The 17,489-nt window shown below is 61.9% G+C and carries 15 protein-coding genes and 1 other RNA gene; 2 read left to right on the top strand and 14 right to left on the bottom strand.

Annotated elements, in window-relative coordinates; translation table 11 throughout:
* Position 1: 1 nt before the first annotated feature.
* The 14 genes from KVG87_RS15745 to rsmI all read right to left on the bottom strand — a co-directional run bounded on the left by KVG87_RS15745 (position 2) and on the right by rsmI (position 15,120).
* On the bottom strand, positions 2-976 hold the full coding sequence (locus tag KVG87_RS15745) for a D-alanine--D-alanine ligase (RefSeq protein ID WP_016773280.1): 975 nt from the start codon (positions 974-976) through the stop codon (positions 2-4).
* Positions 973-2,433 (bottom strand): UDP-N-acetylmuramate--L-alanine ligase, encoded by a 1,461-nt coding sequence (gene murC / locus KVG87_RS15750; protein ID WP_217851471.1) that lies wholly within the window; start codon positions 2,431-2,433, stop codon positions 973-975. Before murC ends, KVG87_RS15745 begins: the two co-directional genes overlap by 4 nt.
* Positions 2,426-3,496 carry an undecaprenyldiphospho-muramoylpentapeptide beta-N-acetylglucosaminyltransferase gene (gene murG / locus KVG87_RS15755; RefSeq protein WP_016773277.1) on the bottom strand — a complete coding sequence of 357 codons (1,071 nt, stop codon included), beginning with the start codon at positions 3,494-3,496 and terminating at the stop codon, positions 2,426-2,428. Before murG ends, murC begins: the two co-directional genes overlap by 8 nt.
* Entirely contained in the window at positions 3,486-4,703 is a 1,218-nt protein-coding gene (gene ftsW, locus KVG87_RS15760; protein ID WP_016773276.1) for a putative lipid II flippase FtsW, read from the bottom strand. The genes murG and ftsW overlap by 11 nt, the downstream gene beginning before the upstream one ends.
* On the bottom strand, positions 4,700-6,046 hold the full coding sequence (gene murD / locus KVG87_RS15765) for a UDP-N-acetylmuramoyl-L-alanine--D-glutamate ligase (protein ID WP_076564071.1): 1,347 nt from the start codon (positions 6,044-6,046) through the stop codon (positions 4,700-4,702). The genes ftsW and murD overlap by 4 nt, the downstream gene beginning before the upstream one ends.
* Positions 6,047-6,051: 5 nt before the next feature.
* The gene (gene mraY / locus KVG87_RS15770; RefSeq protein WP_016773275.1) at positions 6,052-7,134 is read right to left on the bottom strand and encodes a phospho-N-acetylmuramoyl-pentapeptide-transferase; all 1,083 of its coding nucleotides are present in this window, start codon (positions 7,132-7,134) and stop codon (positions 6,052-6,054) included.
* The gene (locus tag KVG87_RS15775; protein ID WP_217851473.1) at positions 7,134-8,501 is read right to left on the bottom strand and encodes a UDP-N-acetylmuramoyl-tripeptide--D-alanyl-D-alanine ligase; all 1,368 of its coding nucleotides are present in this window, start codon (positions 8,499-8,501) and stop codon (positions 7,134-7,136) included. Before KVG87_RS15775 ends, mraY begins: the two co-directional genes overlap by 1 nt.
* Positions 8,494-9,957: a UDP-N-acetylmuramoyl-L-alanyl-D-glutamate--2,6-diaminopimelate ligase gene (locus KVG87_RS15780; RefSeq protein ID WP_217851475.1), complete on the bottom strand. Its 1,464-nt coding sequence runs from the start codon at positions 9,955-9,957 to the stop codon at positions 8,494-8,496. Before KVG87_RS15780 ends, KVG87_RS15775 begins: the two co-directional genes overlap by 8 nt.
* On the bottom strand, positions 9,957-11,696 hold the full coding sequence (locus tag KVG87_RS15785) for a peptidoglycan D,D-transpeptidase FtsI family protein (protein WP_172834036.1): 1,740 nt from the start codon (positions 11,694-11,696) through the stop codon (positions 9,957-9,959). The genes KVG87_RS15780 and KVG87_RS15785 overlap by 1 nt, the downstream gene beginning before the upstream one ends.
* Positions 11,696-11,989, bottom strand: a complete 294-nt coding sequence (ftsL, locus tag KVG87_RS15790; RefSeq protein WP_016773269.1) for a cell division protein FtsL — start codon at positions 11,987-11,989, stop codon at positions 11,696-11,698. The genes KVG87_RS15785 and ftsL overlap by 1 nt, the downstream gene beginning before the upstream one ends.
* A complete protein-coding gene (gene rsmH, locus KVG87_RS15795; protein WP_024014247.1) occupies positions 11,986-12,933 on the bottom strand; it encodes a 16S rRNA (cytosine(1402)-N(4))-methyltransferase RsmH in 948 nt (315 codons plus the stop codon). The genes ftsL and rsmH overlap by 4 nt, the downstream gene beginning before the upstream one ends.
* Positions 12,930-13,385: a division/cell wall cluster transcriptional repressor MraZ gene (gene mraZ / locus KVG87_RS15800; protein WP_007917012.1), complete on the bottom strand. Its 456-nt coding sequence runs from the start codon at positions 13,383-13,385 to the stop codon at positions 12,930-12,932. The genes rsmH and mraZ overlap by 4 nt, the downstream gene beginning before the upstream one ends.
* Positions 13,386-13,787: 402 nt before the next feature.
* Positions 13,788-14,141: RNase P RNA component class A (gene rnpB / locus KVG87_RS15805), an RNA gene on the bottom strand.
* Between the two features lie 73 nt (positions 14,142-14,214).
* On the bottom strand, positions 14,215-15,120 hold the full coding sequence (gene rsmI, locus KVG87_RS15810) for a 16S rRNA (cytidine(1402)-2'-O)-methyltransferase (RefSeq protein WP_016773267.1): 906 nt from the start codon (positions 15,118-15,120) through the stop codon (positions 14,215-14,217).
* A gap of 177 nt (positions 15,121-15,297) precedes the next feature.
* Here rsmI and KVG87_RS15815 point away from each other — a divergent pair, with 177 nt between their 5' ends.
* Positions 15,298-17,109 carry a penicillin-binding protein activator gene (locus tag KVG87_RS15815; protein WP_217851478.1) on the top strand — a complete coding sequence of 604 codons (1,812 nt, stop codon included), beginning with the start codon at positions 15,298-15,300 and terminating at the stop codon, positions 17,107-17,109.
* Positions 17,109-17,471: a YraN family protein gene (locus tag KVG87_RS15820; protein WP_016773265.1), complete on the top strand. Its 363-nt coding sequence runs from the start codon at positions 17,109-17,111 to the stop codon at positions 17,469-17,471. The genes KVG87_RS15815 and KVG87_RS15820 overlap by 1 nt, the downstream gene beginning before the upstream one ends.
* Positions 17,472-17,489: the final 18 nt, after the last annotated feature.

Below are 17,489 nucleotides of genomic sequence, written 5' to 3' on the forward strand. Positions count from 1 at the left end.
CTTAACCTCGCGCCTCTGTTGCGCCTGCGTCTTCAACGCTGGCGGCCAGAATGGCCAGAACCAGTTGCTGGAAATCCAGACCGGCAGCCCGCGCCGCCATCGGCACCAGGCTGTGATCGGTCATGCCCGGTGCGGTATTGACTTCGAGGAACCAGAACTGCCCGTCGGCGTCCTGCATCACGTCCGCCCGGCCCCAACCGGCGATACCCAGCGCCTCACAGGCCTTGGCCGTGAGTTCCATGAGTTCCTGTTCCTTGGCCGCGTCGAGCCCGCACGGAATGCGGTACTGGGTATCGTTGGCGATGTACTTGGCGTCGTAGTCGTAGAACGTGTGCGGTGTACCCAGGGCGATAGGAGGCAACACCTGGTCACGCAGGGTGGCGATGGTGAACTCCGGACCTTGAATCCATTGCTCGACCAACACTTGCGAATCGTAGGTACTGGCCGCTTTCCATGCGTCGATCAACTCGGACGCAGAATTCACTTTGGCCATCCCGATACTTGAACCTTCATGCGCCGGTTTGACGATCAAAGGCAAGCCCAGTTCCGTCGCTGCCGAAATACAATCGGCTTCGCTGCACAGCACGGCGTGACGCGGCGTCGGAATCCCGAGGCTGTGCCAGACCTGCTTGGTGCGCAGCTTGTCCATCGCCAGTGCCGAGGCGAGGATGCCGCTGCCGGTGTACGGGATGCCGGCGCACTCGAGCAGGCCCTGCATGCTGCCGTCTTCACCGCCGCGACCGTGGAGAATGATGAACGCGCGGTCGATCTTTTCGCTGAGCAGACGCTGCAGGAAGTCTTCGCCCACATCGATGCCGAACGCGTCGACGCCAGCGCTTTGCAGCGCTTCGAGCACGGCGTTGCCGGATTTCAGCGAAACCTCACGCTCGGCACTCAGGCCGCCGAAGAGCACGGCGACGCGGCCGAAGTCTTTCGGCGCGATGGTGGAGAACAGCTTGGCGTAGGCAGCAGTCATTTCAACTTCCCCTCGACCGACGCCGCCACGGCGCCGGCGAACAATTCACTTTTCAACAGCTTCGGCGCGAGACCGCCGATATCACCCGCGCCCTGGCACAGCAGAATGTCGCCCGCGCGCAGCAGCGGCTTGACCAACGGCGCCAGGTCAACGCCACGCTCGATGTAGATCGGGTCGAGCTGACCGCGCTGACGGATGCTGTTGCACAGCTTGCGGCTGTCGGCGCCCGGGATCGGCTCTTCGCCGGCCGGATAGACTTCCATCAGCAGCAGCACGTTGGCGTCGGCCAGTACATTGACGAAGTCGTCGTACAGATCACGGGTGCGGCTGTAGCGATGCGGCTGGTAGACCATCACCAGACGACGCTCCGGCCAGCCACCGCGCACGGCTTTGATCACCGCAGCGACCTCGGTCGGGTGGTGCCCGTAGTCGTCGACCAGCATCACGTTGCCGCCGTCCACCGGCAGTTCGCCATAGACCTGGAAGCGTCGGCCAACGCCCTGGAAGCCCGACAGGCCCTGAACGATGGCTTCATCGCTGACGCCTTCATCGGTGGCGATGCAGATGGTCGCCAGCGAGTTGAGCACGTTGTGGTTGCCGGGCATGTTCACCGACACGTCCAGCGGCTCGCGATCCGGGCGCAGCACGGTGAAGAAGGTCTGCATGCCCTGCTGACGGACATTGATTGCGCGTACGTCGGCGTCTTCGCTGAAGCCGTAGGTCACGGTCGGACGTTTCACCAGCGGCAGGATTTCGCGCACCACCGGATCGTCCAGGCACATCACCGCCAAACCGTAGAACGGCAGGTTGTGCAGGAACTCGACGAAGGTTTTCTTCAGTTTGTTGAAGTCACCGTCGTAGGTCGCCATGTGGTCGGCGTCGATGTTGGTGACCACGGCCACCAGCGGCTGCAGATGCAGGAAGCTCGCATCGCTTTCGTCGGCTTCGGCGATCAGGTAACGGCTGGTGCCGAGCTGGGCATTGGTGCCCGCAGCATTCAGGCGACCACCGATCACGAATGTCGGGTCCAGACCACCGGCCGCGAACACCGAAGCGATCAGGCTGGTGGTGGTGGTTTTGCCATGGGTACCGGCGACGGCGATGCCGTGGCGATAGCGCATCAGCTCGGCGAGCATTTCTGCGCGCGGCACCACTGGAATGCGGCGTTCAAGGGCAGTCGCCACTTCCGGGTTGGACGTGTTCACTGCGCTCGACACCACCAGCACGTCGGCGGTAGCGGAGTTCTCAGCACGGTGACCGATGAAGATCTGCGCGCCAAACGATTCCAGGCGCTCGGTGACCGGCGAGGCTTTCAGGTCGGAACCGGAGACTTGATAGCCCAGGTTCAACAACACTTCAGCGATACCGCACATGCCCACGCCGCCGATGCCGACGAAGTGGATGCGACGGATGCGGCGCATTTCCGGTTGTGGCATGGCTTTCTGATTCTCAACCATGGGCCACCTCCAGACAGGTATCGACCACGCTACGGGTGGCATCGGGTTTGGCCAGTCGGCGGGCCGCTTGGGCCATTGCTTCGAGTCGTTGCGGTTGCATCAAGACCTCTGTCAGGCGCGCGGCAAGATCCGCGGCACCAGTCGTTCTTTGCGGCATCAGGAAGGCAGCGCCTTCGCGGGCCAAATAATCGGCGTTGCGGGTCTGGTGATCGTCGATCGCGTGGGGCAAAGGCACCAGCATCGAGGGCAGACCGGCGGCCGCCAGCTCACTGATGGTCAACGCGCCAGCGCGGCACACCACCAGGTCAGCCCAGCCATAGGCCTGGGCCATGTCTTTGATGAACGGCTGCACCTGCGCTTCCACACCCACGGCGCGGTAACGCTCGGCAGTCACTTCATCGTGATTTTTGCCGGCCTGATGAAACACTTCCGGGCGCAGGTCGGCAGCGACTTGGGCCAGGGCTTCAGGCAGCAATTTGTTCAACGGTTCTGCGCCCAGGCTGCCGCCAAGGATCAGCAAACGCGCTTTGCGCCCGGCCAGTGCCGGCCGCGATGTGTCGAGGAACAGCTCGCTGCGCACCGGATTACCGGTGGTACGGCGGCTGTCCGACAGAGTAAAGGTGTCGGGGAACGCTTCACACACTCGGGCGGCGAACGGCACCAGCAACCGATTGGCGGTGCCGGCGACAGCGTTCTGCTCGTGAACGATCACCGGCACGCCGGCCAGTTTTGCGGCAAGACCGCCGGGGCCGGTCACGTAACCGCCGAAGCCAACCACGCACACCGGTTTCAGACGGCGCATGATCGCCCGCGCCTGCCACACCGATTTCAGCAGCATCAGCGGCGCCTTGAGCAGCGACAGCTTGCCCTTGCCGCGCAAACCGCTGGCGTTGATCCGGTGCAGTTCAAGCCCTGCCGCCGGGACCAGTTCGTTTTCGATCCCGCGTGGCGTGCCGAGCCAGTGCACGGTGTAGCCGCGCGCCTGAAACTCGCGGGCACAGGCCAGCGCCGGGAACACGTGGCCGCCGGTACCGCCGGCCATGATCAATACGTTAGCGCCCATGAGTCGGCTCCTCGGCGAAGTCGCTCTCCTGGAATTCCATCTCTTCGCTGCCCAGGTGGGTTCGACTCTCCCACTCGATGCGCAGCAACAGGCCCAGACAGGCGCAGCAGATCACCAGCGAGCTGCCGCCGTAACTGAGGAACGGCAAGGTCAGACCCTTGGTTGGCAGCAGGCCGACGTTCACACCGATGTTGATCAGGAACTGACCAATCCACAGGAACGACAAGCCGTAAGCCACGTAAGCGGCAAAGAACTGCTTGGCCTTCTCCGCCCACAGGCCGATGTACATGCCGCGAATACACACGAACACGAACAGCGCGACGGTGCACAGCGAACCGACTGCACCGAGTTCTTCGGCGAGCACCGAGAACACGAAGTCGGTGTGCGCTTCCGGCAGATAAAACTGTTTCTGCACGCTGTTGCCCAGGCCGACGCCCAGCCACTCGCCGCGACCGAAAGCGATCAAGGCCTGCGACAACTGATAGCCGGCACCGAACTGGTCGGCCCACGGGTCGGCGAAGTTGGTCAGACGCGCCATTCGATACGGCTGCATCTGGATCAGCAAAACCACCGCGCCAACCGCCAGCACTACCATCAGCGAGAAGCGGAACAGCCCGACCCCGCCAAGGAACAGCATCGCCGCCGCCGCGCCCATCATGACTACGGTGGCACCGAAGTCCGGTTCCATCAGCAACAGACCGGCCATTGGCAGCAGAACGATGAACGGCTTGAAGAAGCCCATCCAGCTTTCGCGTACTTCTTTCTGCCGACGCACCAGATAACCGGCGAGGTAGATCACCACGAACACCTTGGCGATTTCCGACGGCTGCACGTTGAAGAAGCTGAAACCGATCCAGCGCATCGAACCGTTCACTTCGCGGCCGATGCCGGGGATGATCACCATCACCAGCAGGCCGAACGCACCGATCAGCATCATCCAGCCGAGGCGCTGCCAAGTGGCGATCGGGATCATCATGGTGACAATGCACGCGCCCAGACCCAGCACCACATATATAAGGTGGCGAATCATGTAATACAGCGGACTGCCCGACTGCGCCGCCGCCACTTCGGTGGACGCCGAGGCGATCATGATCAGGCCGAGACCGAGCAACGCCAGGCAACCGGCGAGCATCGGGAAGTCGAGGTCGATGCCACGCCCGGTGATCAGCGGCGACGGGTACGGCTTGATGATGTTTCTCAGGTTCATGCCAGTTCCTCCACAGCGCGGACGAACTGGTGACCACGGTCTTCGTAATTCTTGAACATGTCGAAACTGGCGCAGGCCGGCGACAGCAGCACCACATCGCCCGGCTGGGCAGCGGCGCGGCATTGCGCGACGGCGTCGACCAGCGAGGTCGCGCGAATCAGCGGCACGGCATCGCCAATGGCCTCGCCGATCTTGTCGGAGTCGCGGCCCATCAGCACCACAGCGCGGCAGTTGGCCGCCACCGGATCACGCAGATCGTTGAATTCGGCGCCTTTGCCGTCACCGCCAGCGATCAGAATGACCTTGCCATCGATGTCTGCGCCCAAACCTTCGATGGCGGCCAGAGCGGCGCCAACGTTGGTGGCTTTGGAATCGTTGTAATAGGCCACGCCGTCGAGATCGCGCACCCACTGGCAACGATGCTCGAGGCCGGCAAACGTACGCAATGCAGAGAGCATGGCGTCGAACGGCAGGCCCACCGCGTGACCCAGTGCCAATGCGGCGAGAGCGTTGGACTGGTTGTGCGCGCCGCGAATCTTCAGTTCACGCACCGGCATCAGGTTCTGGAATTCGAAGGCCAGGTACTTCTCGCCGTCTTCTTCACGAATGCCGAACGCTTTGAAATCCGGTTTGCTCAGGCCAAAGGTCCAGCATGGCTGGCCTTCGCCGATCAATGGACGGCTCAGGGCGTCCTGACGGTTGACCACAAACTGCTTCGCGCCCCGGAAGATCCGGTGCTTGGCCAGGTGATACGCCGGCAGACCGCTGTAGCGATCCATGTGGTCTTCGCTGATGTTCAGTACGGTGGCGACTTCGGCGTTGAGCTGGTCGGTGGTTTCCAGCTGGAAACTCGACAACTCCATGACGTACAGCTCGACGTCATCGCTGAGCAGATCCAGCGCCGGCGTGCCTAGGTTGCCGCCAACGGCGACGCGCTTGCCGGCCGCAGCCGCCATCTCGCCGACCAGAGTAGTAACGGTGCTTTTCGCGTTGGAGCCAGTGATCGCGACGATCGGCGCCCGCGCGTTACGCGCGAACAACTCGATGTCGCCGGACATTTTCACGCCACGGGCTGCGGCGGCTTGCAGGGCCGGGGTCGCCAGCGCCAGGCCGGGGCTCACGTAGAGCTCGTCGGCACGGCAGAGGAATTCGACGTCCAGCTCGCCACAACGCACTTCCACGTGCGGATAGTCACGCTTGAGCGTGGCCAGTTCCGGTGGATTTTCCCGCGTGTCGGCCACAGCGAACGACGTGCCCCGGTTCGCCAGGAAGCGAACCAGGGACATGCCGCTCTTGCCGAGGCCGACAACGATGCGGAAGTGGTCAGAAGCGATCAGAGACACTCGTTCTACCTCAGCTTCAGGGTGGCAAGGCCGACCAGGACAAGAATCACCGTGATGATCCAGAAACGGACGATCACGCGCGGCTCGGGCCAGCCCTTGAGTTCAAAGTGGTGGTGAATCGGCGCCATGCGGAACACGCGGCGACCGGTCAGCTTAAAGGAGGCAACCTGAATGACCACTGACAGGGTTTCCATCACGAACACGCCGCCCATGATGAACAGGACGATTTCCTGACGGACGATCACGGCGATGGTGCCCAGTGCTGCGCCAAGTGCCAGGGCACCGACGTCGCCCATGAACACTTGCGCTGGATAAGTGTTGAACCAGAGGAAACCGAGGCCGGCACCGATCAGCGCGCCGCAGAACACAATCAGCTCGCCTGCGCCCGGCACGTAAGGAATCAGCAGGTATTCGGCGAATTTCACATTACCCGACAGGTAGCAGAAAATCCCCAGGCCACCGCCGACCATCACCGTCGGCATGATCGCCAGGCCGTCGAGGCCGTCAGTCAGGTTGACCGCGTTGCTCGAACCGACAATCACGAAGTAGGTCAGCACGATGAAACCGGCGCCCAGCGGAATGCTGTAGTCCTTGAGCATCGGCAGAATCAGCGTGGTTTCCACCGGCGTGGCGGCAGTCATATAAAGGAAGATCGCTGCGCCGAGGCCGAACACCGACTGCCAGAAATACTTCCAGCGGCTCGGCAGGCCACGGGAGTTTTTCTCGATGACTTTGCGGTAATCGTCGACCCAGCCGATGGCGCCGAACAGCAGGGTCACCAGCAGCACCACCCAGACGTAGCGGTTGCTCAGGTCAGCCCAGAGCAGAGTGCTGACGCCGATCGACGACAGAATCAGCGCGCCACCCATGGTCGGCGTACCGGATTTGGACAGGTGCGATTGCGGGCCGTCGTTACGTACCGATTGGCCGATCTGACGGTTCTGCAGAGTACGGATCATCCACGGGCCATAGCACAGCGACAAGACCAGCGCGGTCAGCACACCGAGAATCCCGCGCAGGGTCAGGTACTGGAAGACCGCGAAGCCTTTGTAGAACTGTTGCAGATACTCCGCTAGCAGCAGCAGCATTAATGTTTCTCCAGACTGGACCCGCACAGAGCCGCAACGATGTTTTCCATCGCTGCGCTGCGCGAACCCTTGATCAAAATGGTGGTGTTTGTGTCCTGCTCGGCGGCGAGGGCCTGGATCAGCTCGGCCTGTGTGCCGAAGTGCTGCGCCTGCTCACCGAAAGCGTTTACCGCGTGGACCATGTTCGGCCCGACCGCGTAAAGCGCGGAAACCTTGCCTCGGGCGTACTCGCCCACGTCGCGGTGCCCCTGCTCCGCCCAGTCGCCCAACTCGCCGATATCCCCGAGCACCAGGACGGTGCGGCCGGAAAAGCCGGCGAGTATATCAACGGCCGCGCACATCGAGGTGGGGTTTGCGTTGTACGTATCATCGATCACGCGCATGCCGTTTTTCGCCAGTTGCGCGACGGTGCGCCCCTTGACCGGTTGCACCGCGCCGAGGCCGGTGGCGATGCCGAACAGCGACACGCCCAAGGCGTGAGCAGCAGCGGCGGCGGCCAGGGCATTGGCGACGTTATGAGTACCGAGCAGGTTCAGTTGCACGCGCTCGCTACCTTCAGGCGTGTGCAGGTTGAACGCCGGGCAACCACGGGCATCGGTGGCCAGATCGCTGGCGTGGAAATTCGCTTCGCTGTTGCTCAGGGCGAAGGTCAGCACCTGACGACCGGCAGCGCGGGTCTTCCAGATACCGAAGGCCTTGTCATCGAGGTTGAGCACGGCGATGCCATCGGCGGCCAGACCCTCGATGATTTCGCCTTTGGCTTCGACGATTTTTTCCGGACCGCCGAACTCACCGACGTGAGCGGTGCCGGCGTTGTTCAGGATCGCCACGTGCGGCTTGGTCAGGCCGACGGTGTAAGCGATCTCGCCCAGACGTGAAGCGCCCAGTTCGATGACAGCCGAGGTGTGTTCCGGCGCCAGCTCGATCAGGGTCAGCGGTACGCCGAGGTCGTTGTTCAGGTTGCCACGGGTCGCCAGCACCGGACCGCGCGTGCGCAGGATGCTCGCGAGCATTTCCTTGACCGTGGTCTTGCCACTGGAACCGGTCACCGCCGCTACTGGCTGGGTGAACGCAGCACGGTTCAACGCGCCGAGTTGGCCGAGGGCCTGACGGGTGTCCTTGACCAGCAATTGCGGCAGCGCGCTGTCGGCGACTTCGCGCTCGACCAGTGCCGCGACCGCGCCTTTGCCGGCGACGTCGTTCAGGTAGTCATGACCGTCGAAACGCGGGCCGGTCAGGGCGATGAACAACTGGCCGGGCTGGATTGCACGACTGTCGATACTGACGCCGTCGAAACTGGCATCAGCGCCAATCAGGCGGGCCTCGAGTACATTGGTCAGTTCGCTGAGGCTCAGGGCCTTAAGCATGGGCCACCTCCCACGCGGTCAGAGCATGATCAGCCTCGACCAGATCGGAAAACGCATGGCGCACGCCGTTGATTTCCTGATAGTCCTCGTGACCTTTGCCGGCGAGAACAATCACGTCGTCAGCGGTCGCGCCGGCAATCAATTGCGCAATGGCCTGGCCGCGACCAGCGACGAAAGTGACTTTATCCACAGCGGTGAAACCGGCGCGGATGTCGTCGAAAATCACAGCAGGATCTTCGGTGCGCGGGTTGTCGTCGGTGACCAGCACCTGGTCGGCGAGACGCTCGACCACTTCGGCCATCAACGGACGTTTGCCGCGATCGCGATCCCCGCCGCAGCCGAACAGGCACCGCAGTTGGCCTTTAACGTGCGGGCGCAGTGCTGTGAGAACTTTTTCCAGCGCATCCGGGGTGTGGGCGTAATCGACCACCACCAGCGGCTGCGTGCCGCCGCCCAGACGCTGCATGCGCCCGGCCGGGCCTTCGAGCTTCGGCAGCACTTTGAGAATTTCGTCGAGGGCGTAATCCAGACCGAGCAAGGCGCCGACCGCGGCCAACACGTTACTCAGGTTGAAACGACCAAGCAGCGTACTGCGCAGGTGATGCTCGCCCTGCGGCGTGACCAGCGTGGCGCGTACACCATGGTCGTCGAACTGCGCTTCGCGGCAGAACAGGTAGGCACTGCTGTCGAGCAGGCTGTAGGTGATCAAACGCGACTCGCGCTTTTCCGCCGCCAGTTGCCGGCCGAAATCGTCGTCGAGGTTGACCACGCGGCACTTCAGGTCATTCCAGGCGAACAGCCGGGCCTTGGCCTCGGCGTACGCCTGCATGGTGCCGTGATAATCCAGATGATCGCGGGACAGGTTGGTCATCACCGCCACATCGAACGCCAGCGCGGTGACCCGGCCCTGATCCAGACCGTGGGACGACACTTCCATGGCCACGGCTTTCGCGCCGGCCTTTTTCAGGTCACCCAGGGTCGCTTGCACGGCAATCGGATTCGGCGTGGTGTGCAGGCCGCTTTCCAGCGCGCCGTAGAAACCGGAACCCAGCGTACCGACGATGCCGCAATGCTGGCCGAGCAGATCCAGCGCCTGCGCGACCAATTGGGTCACGCTGGTCTTGCCATTGGTGCCGGTGACACCGATCAGGTTCAGGTGATGACTCGGCTCACCGTAAAAACGCCCGGCGATGTCCGACAGCTGCGCCGCCAGACCTTTGACCGGAATCAGCGGCACGTCAGTGATCGGCAATACGGTGGCACCTTCGACCTCATACGCCACGGCAGCTGCGCCGCGTTGCAAGGCATCGGCGATGTGCGCACGGCCATCGAAACGGCCGCCGGGCACGGCGAGAAACAGATCGCCGGCGCGCACGTTGCGGCTGTCCAGCGCCAGTTCACGGATCAACAGATCGTGGCCGGCGTGGGGAAATATCTTGTTCAGACTTAATGACATCAGCCGCGCCCTCCATTGGCTTTCAGCGGAACGACCGGGGTGGCATTGGCCTGTTGGGTGGTCGGCAGGTTGTCCGGGGTCACGTTCATCAGGCGCAGGGTGCCGGACATCACACGGCTGAACACCGGCGCCGACACCAGACCACCGAAGTAACCGGCCTTGGTCGGTTCATCGATCACCACAACAATCGCGTAACGCGGATCGCTCATCGGGCCGAAGCCGGCGAACAGCGAACGGTAGGAGTTTTCCGCGTAGCCCTTGGTGCCGACCGAGGTCTTGCGCGCGGTACCCGACTTGCCGCCGACGTGATAAGCCGGCACCTGCGCACGGAACACGCCGCGCGGCGCTTCGATTACCTGCTGCAACATGCCCTGCATGGTTTTCGCCACGGCTTCCGGCAGCACTTGGGTGGTCTGCGGCATCTTGTCGGTTTTGATCAGGGTCAGCGGCGCGAGTCGGCCGTTGTTGGCCAGTGCCGAGAACGCATGCACCAACTGGATCGCGGTCACGGAAATGCCGTAGCCGTAAGACAAGGTTGCAGTTTCAGCCTTGCGCCATTCGCGGTAGTTGGGCAGATTGCCGACACGTTCGCCGGGGAAGCCCAGGCCGGTGTCCTGACCGAGGCCGACTTTCTGCGCGAGACGGAAAATGGTTTCGCCGCCGATATCGAAGGCGACCTTACTCATGCCGACGTTACTGGAATTGATCAGGATGCCGGTCAGATCGAGCACTGGCCCTTCGGTCTTCGACACGTCTTTAATGGTGTATTTGCCGATCTGCAACGAGCCCGGATACACCTCGACGGTGTCGCTCGGTTTCCAGCGGCCGGTTTCGATCGCCGCGCTCATGGAAATGGCTTTCATGGTCGAACCCGGCTCGAATACGTCGATCATGGCGCGGTTGCGCATCATCGCCGGTTGCAGGTTGCGACGGTTGTTCGGGTTGTAGGTCGGCTGGTTGACCATGGCCAGAATCTCGCCGGTCTTCACGTCCATGATCACCAGACTGCCGGCCTTGGCGCCGTTCTCGATGATCGCGTTGCGCAGTTCGCGGTTGGCCAGGTATTGCAGACGCAGGTCAATCGACAACGCCAAGGGCTTGCCGGCCTTGGCGTTTTTGGTGACCTGAACATCCTTGATCAGCCGGCCACGGCGATCCTTGATGACTTGTCGTTTGCCCGGTACCCCGGCCAGCCATTCGTCATAGGCCAGCTCGACGCCTTCACGACCGTGATCGTCGATATCGGTAAAGCCGACCATGTGCGCGGTGACTTCACCGGCCGGGTAGAAGCGGCGAAACTCTTCGATGCCATAGACGCCCGGCACTTTCAGGTCGAGCACAGCCTGGCCCTGCTCGGGGGTCAACCCGCGCACCAGATAAATGAATTCTTTGTTGGCCTGGGCTTCGAGGCGTTCGCTCAGGGCTTTCGGGTTCTGGCCCAACGCGGCGGCGAGTGCCGGCCACTTCTCTTTGGCCGACTGCATTTCCTTGGCGTTGGCCCACAGCGTGGTCACCGGCGTACTGACCGCCAGAGGCTCGCCGTTACGGTCGGTGATCAGGCCACGGTGCGCCGGAATTGGAATGTGCCGAAGGCTGCGCGCATCGCCCTGCCCTTTGAGGAAGTCACGGTCGACCACTTGCAGGTCGATGATGCGCCAGCAGATCGCTGCGACCATCAGACCGAGCAGCGCCACCATCAGGCGGAAGCGCCATGGGAACATTGCGCCTTCGAGTTTCATCATGGCGCCACCATCTTCACGTCGGCCGCGCCAGGGATGTGCATCTTCAGTTGTTCGGTGGCCAGCACTTCGATGCGGCTGTGCGCGGTCCAGGTGCTCTGCTCGAGAATCAAGCGTCCCCACTCGGCCTGCGCCTTGTCGCGCACGCTGAGTTCGTTATAAAGCGTGTTGAGCAATTGCCGGTTCCAGTGCGCGCTGTACGACACGGCAATGGCCGAAAACAGCACGCCGATAAACAGCAGCAGCATCAGAAAGCTGCCGCCGGGCAGTGGTTTGGCGAAAAGCTTGCTCACCGCAACTTCTCCGCGACACGCATGACGGCGCTACGGGAACGTGGGTTGGCTTTGAGTTCGGCGTCGGAGGCCGTCTGCGCTTTGCCGTGGATTTTGATTTTCGGTTCGAAGGCGACGTGGCGAACCGGCAGGTTGCGCGGCAAATTGTCGGCCTCACCTTTCACCAGCTTGCGCATGAAAAGTTTGACGATGCGGTCTTCCAGCGAGTGGAAGCTGATGACCACCAGACGGCCGCCAACTTCCAGCGCTTCCAGCGCGGCGTCGAGGCCGGCTTCCAGATCGCCGAGTTCGTTATTGACGTGAATGCGCAAACCCTGGAACGCGCGGGTGGCCGGGTTCTTGCCCTTTTCCCACGCCGGGTTGGCGACTTTCAGCACTTCGGCCAGATCGGCGGTGCGCTCGAACGGCTTGATGTCACGACGCTCGGCGACCGCACGGGCCATACGCCCGGAGAAACGTTCTTCGCCGTATTCCTTGAACACCCGGGCGATTTCTTCCACTGGCGCGGTGTTGACGAATTCGGCAGCGCTGATGCCACGGGACGGGTCCATGCGCATGTCCAGCGGCCCGTCATTGAGGAAACTGAAGCCGCGCTCGGCGTCATCGAGCTGCGGCGACGACACGCCGAGGTCGAGCAGAATGCCGCTGACCTTGCCGGTCAGGCCTTGCTCGGCAACTACCGAACCGAGCTCGGCAAAGCTGCGCTGCACAACGACAAAGCGGCCGTCTTCGGCCGCTAGCGTTTGCCCGGTGGCAATCGCTTGAGGATCCTTGTCGAATCCGATGAGTCGACCGTCCGGCCCGAGCTGGCTGAGGATCAACCGGCTGTGCCCGCCGCGCCCGAACGTGCCGTCCAGATAGCAGCCATCAGGACGTACGGCGAGAGCCTCAACGGCTTCGTCAAGCAGTACGGTGATGTGGTTAAAGCCGCTATCAATAGTCACAGGATCAAATCACGCAGTTCATCAGGCATCGCGCCCGGTTGTTGAATAGCAGCAAGGTCAGCGGCAGATACCGCATTCCATGCATCCTCGTCCCACAATTGGAACTTGTTCAGTTGGCCGACCAGCATCGCGCGTTTATCGAGCTTGGCGTATTCGCGCAGACGCGGCGGAACCAGGAAACGACCACTGCCATCGAGTTCGAGGTCGACGGCATTACCAATCAATAAACGTTGCAGGCGACGGTTCTCTTCGCGAAGCGAAGGGAGTGCGCGCAACTTGGTTTCAATAATTTCCCACTCATCGAGCGGATAGACACACAGGCACGGATCAACGGCATCAATGGTCACGATCAATTGGCCGGAACTGCGCGAATCGAGCTCGTCACGGTACCGGCTCGGCATGGCGAGACGGCCCTTTGCATCGAGACTGATAGCGTTAGCTCCGCGAAACACGTCAGCGTTTCTCCAATTTTTATCGTTTTGAGCTCAAAAAACCCACTTCATGCCACTTTCCGCCACTTGCGCACACTATAGGAATGCGCCCACCACACCGTCAAGGCGCGGATTAAAGGAAAAGCCTTACAGAACGGAGATTTAGCGACGTAAAAGGAGGCTTAACGAGAATCTGACGTGAAGTTTCGACCAATAACTTGATGCAGCACTGAAAGCTGCGCTCGAAAGTTAAAGTAGTTTGTTAAGAGTAAGATTTTTTCGGTATTACAAAGGCGCTTCGGCTGTTGATTGAAGCAGGGTGGGAAAAGGCTATTACCGCGTTTGCCGCTGCCGGAATTTCAGACCAGGCCGGCTGATATTACACAGCCGCGTCTTCTTTGTTTCAAGCAGGGAAAGAAAAAGGTGGAGAGTCGATCTGTAAGCCGGGTTCTGTCTTGAACAGTCATTCGTCTACGATGGCCATCACTGGACATCTTTAGCAACCTACCCGGTCCCAGCGCGGGCCACGCCTTGGGACCCTATTTGGTCTTGCTCCAAGTGGGGTTTACCTAGCCACGAACTGTTGCCAGACGTGCGGTGCGCTCTTACCGCACCTTTTCACCCTTACCGGCGCTTGCGCGCTTAGGCGGTTATTTTCTGTGGCACTTTCCGTAGGCTCACGCCTCCCAGGCATTACCTGGCACTTCGCCCTATGGAGCCCGGACTTTCCTCCCCCCCCTAATTTTCATAGAGGGCAGCGACTGTCCGATCGACTCTCCGCCGCGAAGGTTAACGGCAGAGCGCCGGAAGAACAAGCGCTAAAACCCTCAGGAACGCCATGGGCGACGGCTTACACGCCTTTCTGTTTATCCAGCGCCACCTGATACAGCACGTTTTTACGCTCGCCAGTGATTTGCGCTGCCAGTGCGGCGGCGCGCTTGAGCGGCATTTCCTCCAGAAGCAAATCGAGGATGCGCATGGCTTCGCTGCTGACCGCGTCCTCCGACTCCGGCGCCGTCCAGCCGGCCACCAGAACCACGCACTCGCCGCGCTGCTGATTGCTGTCGGACTCGACGAACGCACGCAGTTCGCTGAGCGGCAGGCCTTTGAGGGTTTCGAAGGTCTTGGTGATTTCCCGCGCCAGCAGAGCCTGACGCTCGCCGCCAAACACCGCTTCCATATCCTGCAGGCATTCGAGAATGCGATGCGGCGCTTCATAGAAAATCAATGTGCGCGGCTCTTCTTTAACCGCTTCCAGACGCGCCTTGCGTCCGACCGACTTGGCCGGCAGAAAGCCTTCGAAGATAAAACGGTCGGACGGCAAGCCCGCCGCCGACAGCGCTGCGATCAACGCACAGGCACCCGGCACGGGCACTACGTTGATGCCGGCCGCACGGGCCTGACGCACCAGGTGATAACCCGGATCGGAAATCAGCGGCGTGCCGGCATCGGAGATCAGCGCGACGTTGTCGCCCGCCAACAACCGGGTAATAAAGCGGCTACCCTCATCCCGTTCGTTGTGTTCGTGACATGCGGCCAAGGGCGTGCCGATGCCGAAGTGCTGCATCAGGCGCGCCGAATGCCGCGTGTCTTCCGCTGCAATCAATGCCACTTCACGGAGGATTTTCAAGGCCCGGGCGCTGATGTCGTCCAGGTTGCCGATGGGCGTCGCCACCACATAAAGCGAGCCAGCAGCGGAATTCAAAGGACCTGGAGCAGTCAAAGCGCACACCTCGTGATCGGTAAAAGCGGCCATTGTAGCGCGTCATGAGGCTTGCAATGCGCTCCGGCCGAGTGCGGTTTTTCGCCCGGTTGTGCGCTTGCGCAACATTTACTCCAGCTAAATTGACCGATTCACGCCAGTAACATCGCGCCCCGGCCAGTGCTTGGGTACAATTCCACGCTAATTTGATCGAGTATCAGGAACACTTACATGATCGCTTGCCTGCGGCTGTTCACTGCCCTCTGCCTCGCTGCCTTGTTGGCCGCGTGTGCCAGCTCCCCTTCCTCCAGCCTTGGCGAACTTCCACGGACTCCGGACGCCAGCATCGAGCAACTGCTCGAACAGGCTGCGCAGGCTAAAACCCCGGAACAAGCCGCCCTGCTGCGCCTGAGCGCGGCGGACCAGGCCTACCGCCAAGGCAATGCCGGCCAGTCCGCGCAAATCCTGCAACAAGTGCCGGTGGAGCAACTCAAGCCAGGCCAGCAGATTTTCGCCAATACGCTGTCCGCCGAACTGGCCATGACGCGCAATCAGCCAAAAGCTGCGCTGACCGCCCTGAGCCATCCGAGCTTCCAGAAGCTCGGGGAAATGCCAGAAGCGCAGCAAGTGCGCACCGGCACCGTTCACGCCCGCGCCCTTGAAGCCGACGGCCAGACGCTGGCCGCTGCCCGTGAGCGTGTGTTCATCGCACCGATGCTGGAAGGCGAAGCGGCGAGCAAGAACCACGAAGCGATCTGGACCCTGATCGCGTCGCTGCCAACCGATCAATTGCAACCGAACAACACCGACGATCTCGGCGGTTGGATGGCTCTGGCGCAAGCGGTGAAAACCGCAGGCACGCTGGAACAGCAACAAGCCGCAATCGACAACTGGCGTGCGCAGAATCCAAAGCACCCGGCGGCTGTCAACCTGCCGCTGCCATTGACCAAACTCAAGGAACTGGCTAGCCAGCCACTGAGCAAAATCGCCCTGCTGCTGCCACAGGACGGCCAGTTGGCGTCGGTCGGCAAAGCGCTGCGTGAAGGCTTCATGGCCGCGCATTATCAGGCGCAACAGGCCGGCCAGAACCCACCTGCCATCGAGTTCTACGACAGCTCGAAGCTGACTTCGATGGACGAGTTCTATCGCAAGGCTCAGGCTGACGGCGTGCAACTGGTAGTCGGCCCGCTGGAAAAACCACTGGTCAAGCAACTGAGCACTCGCCCGCAACTGCCAATCACCACCCTGGCGCTGAACTACAGCGAAGGCGAGCAAGGCCCGGCGCAGTTGTTCCAGTTCGGTCTGGCGGCTGAAGACGAAGCTCGCGAAGTTTCCCGTCGCGCCCGTGCCGACGGCCTGCATCGCGCCGCGATCATGGTGCCGAAGGGCGAATGGGGCGATCGCGTCCTGCGTGCCTTCAGCCAGGACTGGCAAGCCAATGGCGGCAGTATCGTTGCCACCGAGCGTGTCGATCAGCCGGTGCAACTGGCCCAGCAGATTGCCGACATGTTCCAGCTGCGCCAGAGCGAAGCCCGCGCCAAGAGCCTGCAGAATGTTGCCGGCACCAATGTCGCCGCGCAGCCTTCGCGTCGCCAGGACATCGAATTCATCTTCTTGGCCGCCACGCCGCAACAGGCCCAGCAGATCAAGCCGACCCTGAACTTCCAGTACGCCGGTGACGTGCCGGTCTACGCGACTTCCCACGTGTACAGCGCCAGCGGCGACGTCAATCAGTACAACGACATGAACGGCATTCGCTTCTGCGAAACCCCATGGCTGCTGGAAACCAGCGATCCGCTGCGCCAGCAAGTGGCTGCGCAATGGCCGCAAGCCAATGGCAGCCTCGGTCGCCTGTACGCCATGGGCGCCGACGCCTATCGCCTGGCACCGCGCCTGGGCCAACTCAAGGCCCTGCCGGACAGCCGCATCGAAGGTCAGTCGGGCAGCCTCGGCATGACCCAGACCCAGCGCGTTGTGCGCCAGTTGCCGTGGGCACAGTTCGTCAGCGGTCAGGTGCAGCGTCTGCCGGACACCCCGCGCTGATGCCCGACAGGTCACGCTCGCAAAGCGGCAAGGATGCCGAGCGCCAGGCGCTCGAACATCTGCAACAACAAGGCCTGCGCCTGCTGGCGCAGAACTGGTTATGCAAACGCGGCGAGCTTGATCTGGTCATGCTTGATGGCGATACAGTAGTATTCGTTGAAGTTCGCTACAGAAAAAACACTCAATGGGGTGGCGCGCTCGCCAGTATCGACGAGCGCAAGCAGCAGAAACTGATCTTTGCAGCACAGTATTTTCTTCAGCGCGAGTCGCGTTGGGCCAATTCCCCCTGCCGCTTCGATGTGGTGGCGATCGACAGCCACCCGAATCAGCTGAACTGGTTGCAGAATGCTTTCGACAGTTGATCGCCTGCACCCTGCCCT

Source organism: Pseudomonas siliginis, from assembly GCF_019145195.1.
In the GTDB taxonomy this organism is placed as follows: Bacteria; Pseudomonadota; Gammaproteobacteria; order Pseudomonadales; family Pseudomonadaceae; genus Aquipseudomonas; species Aquipseudomonas siliginis.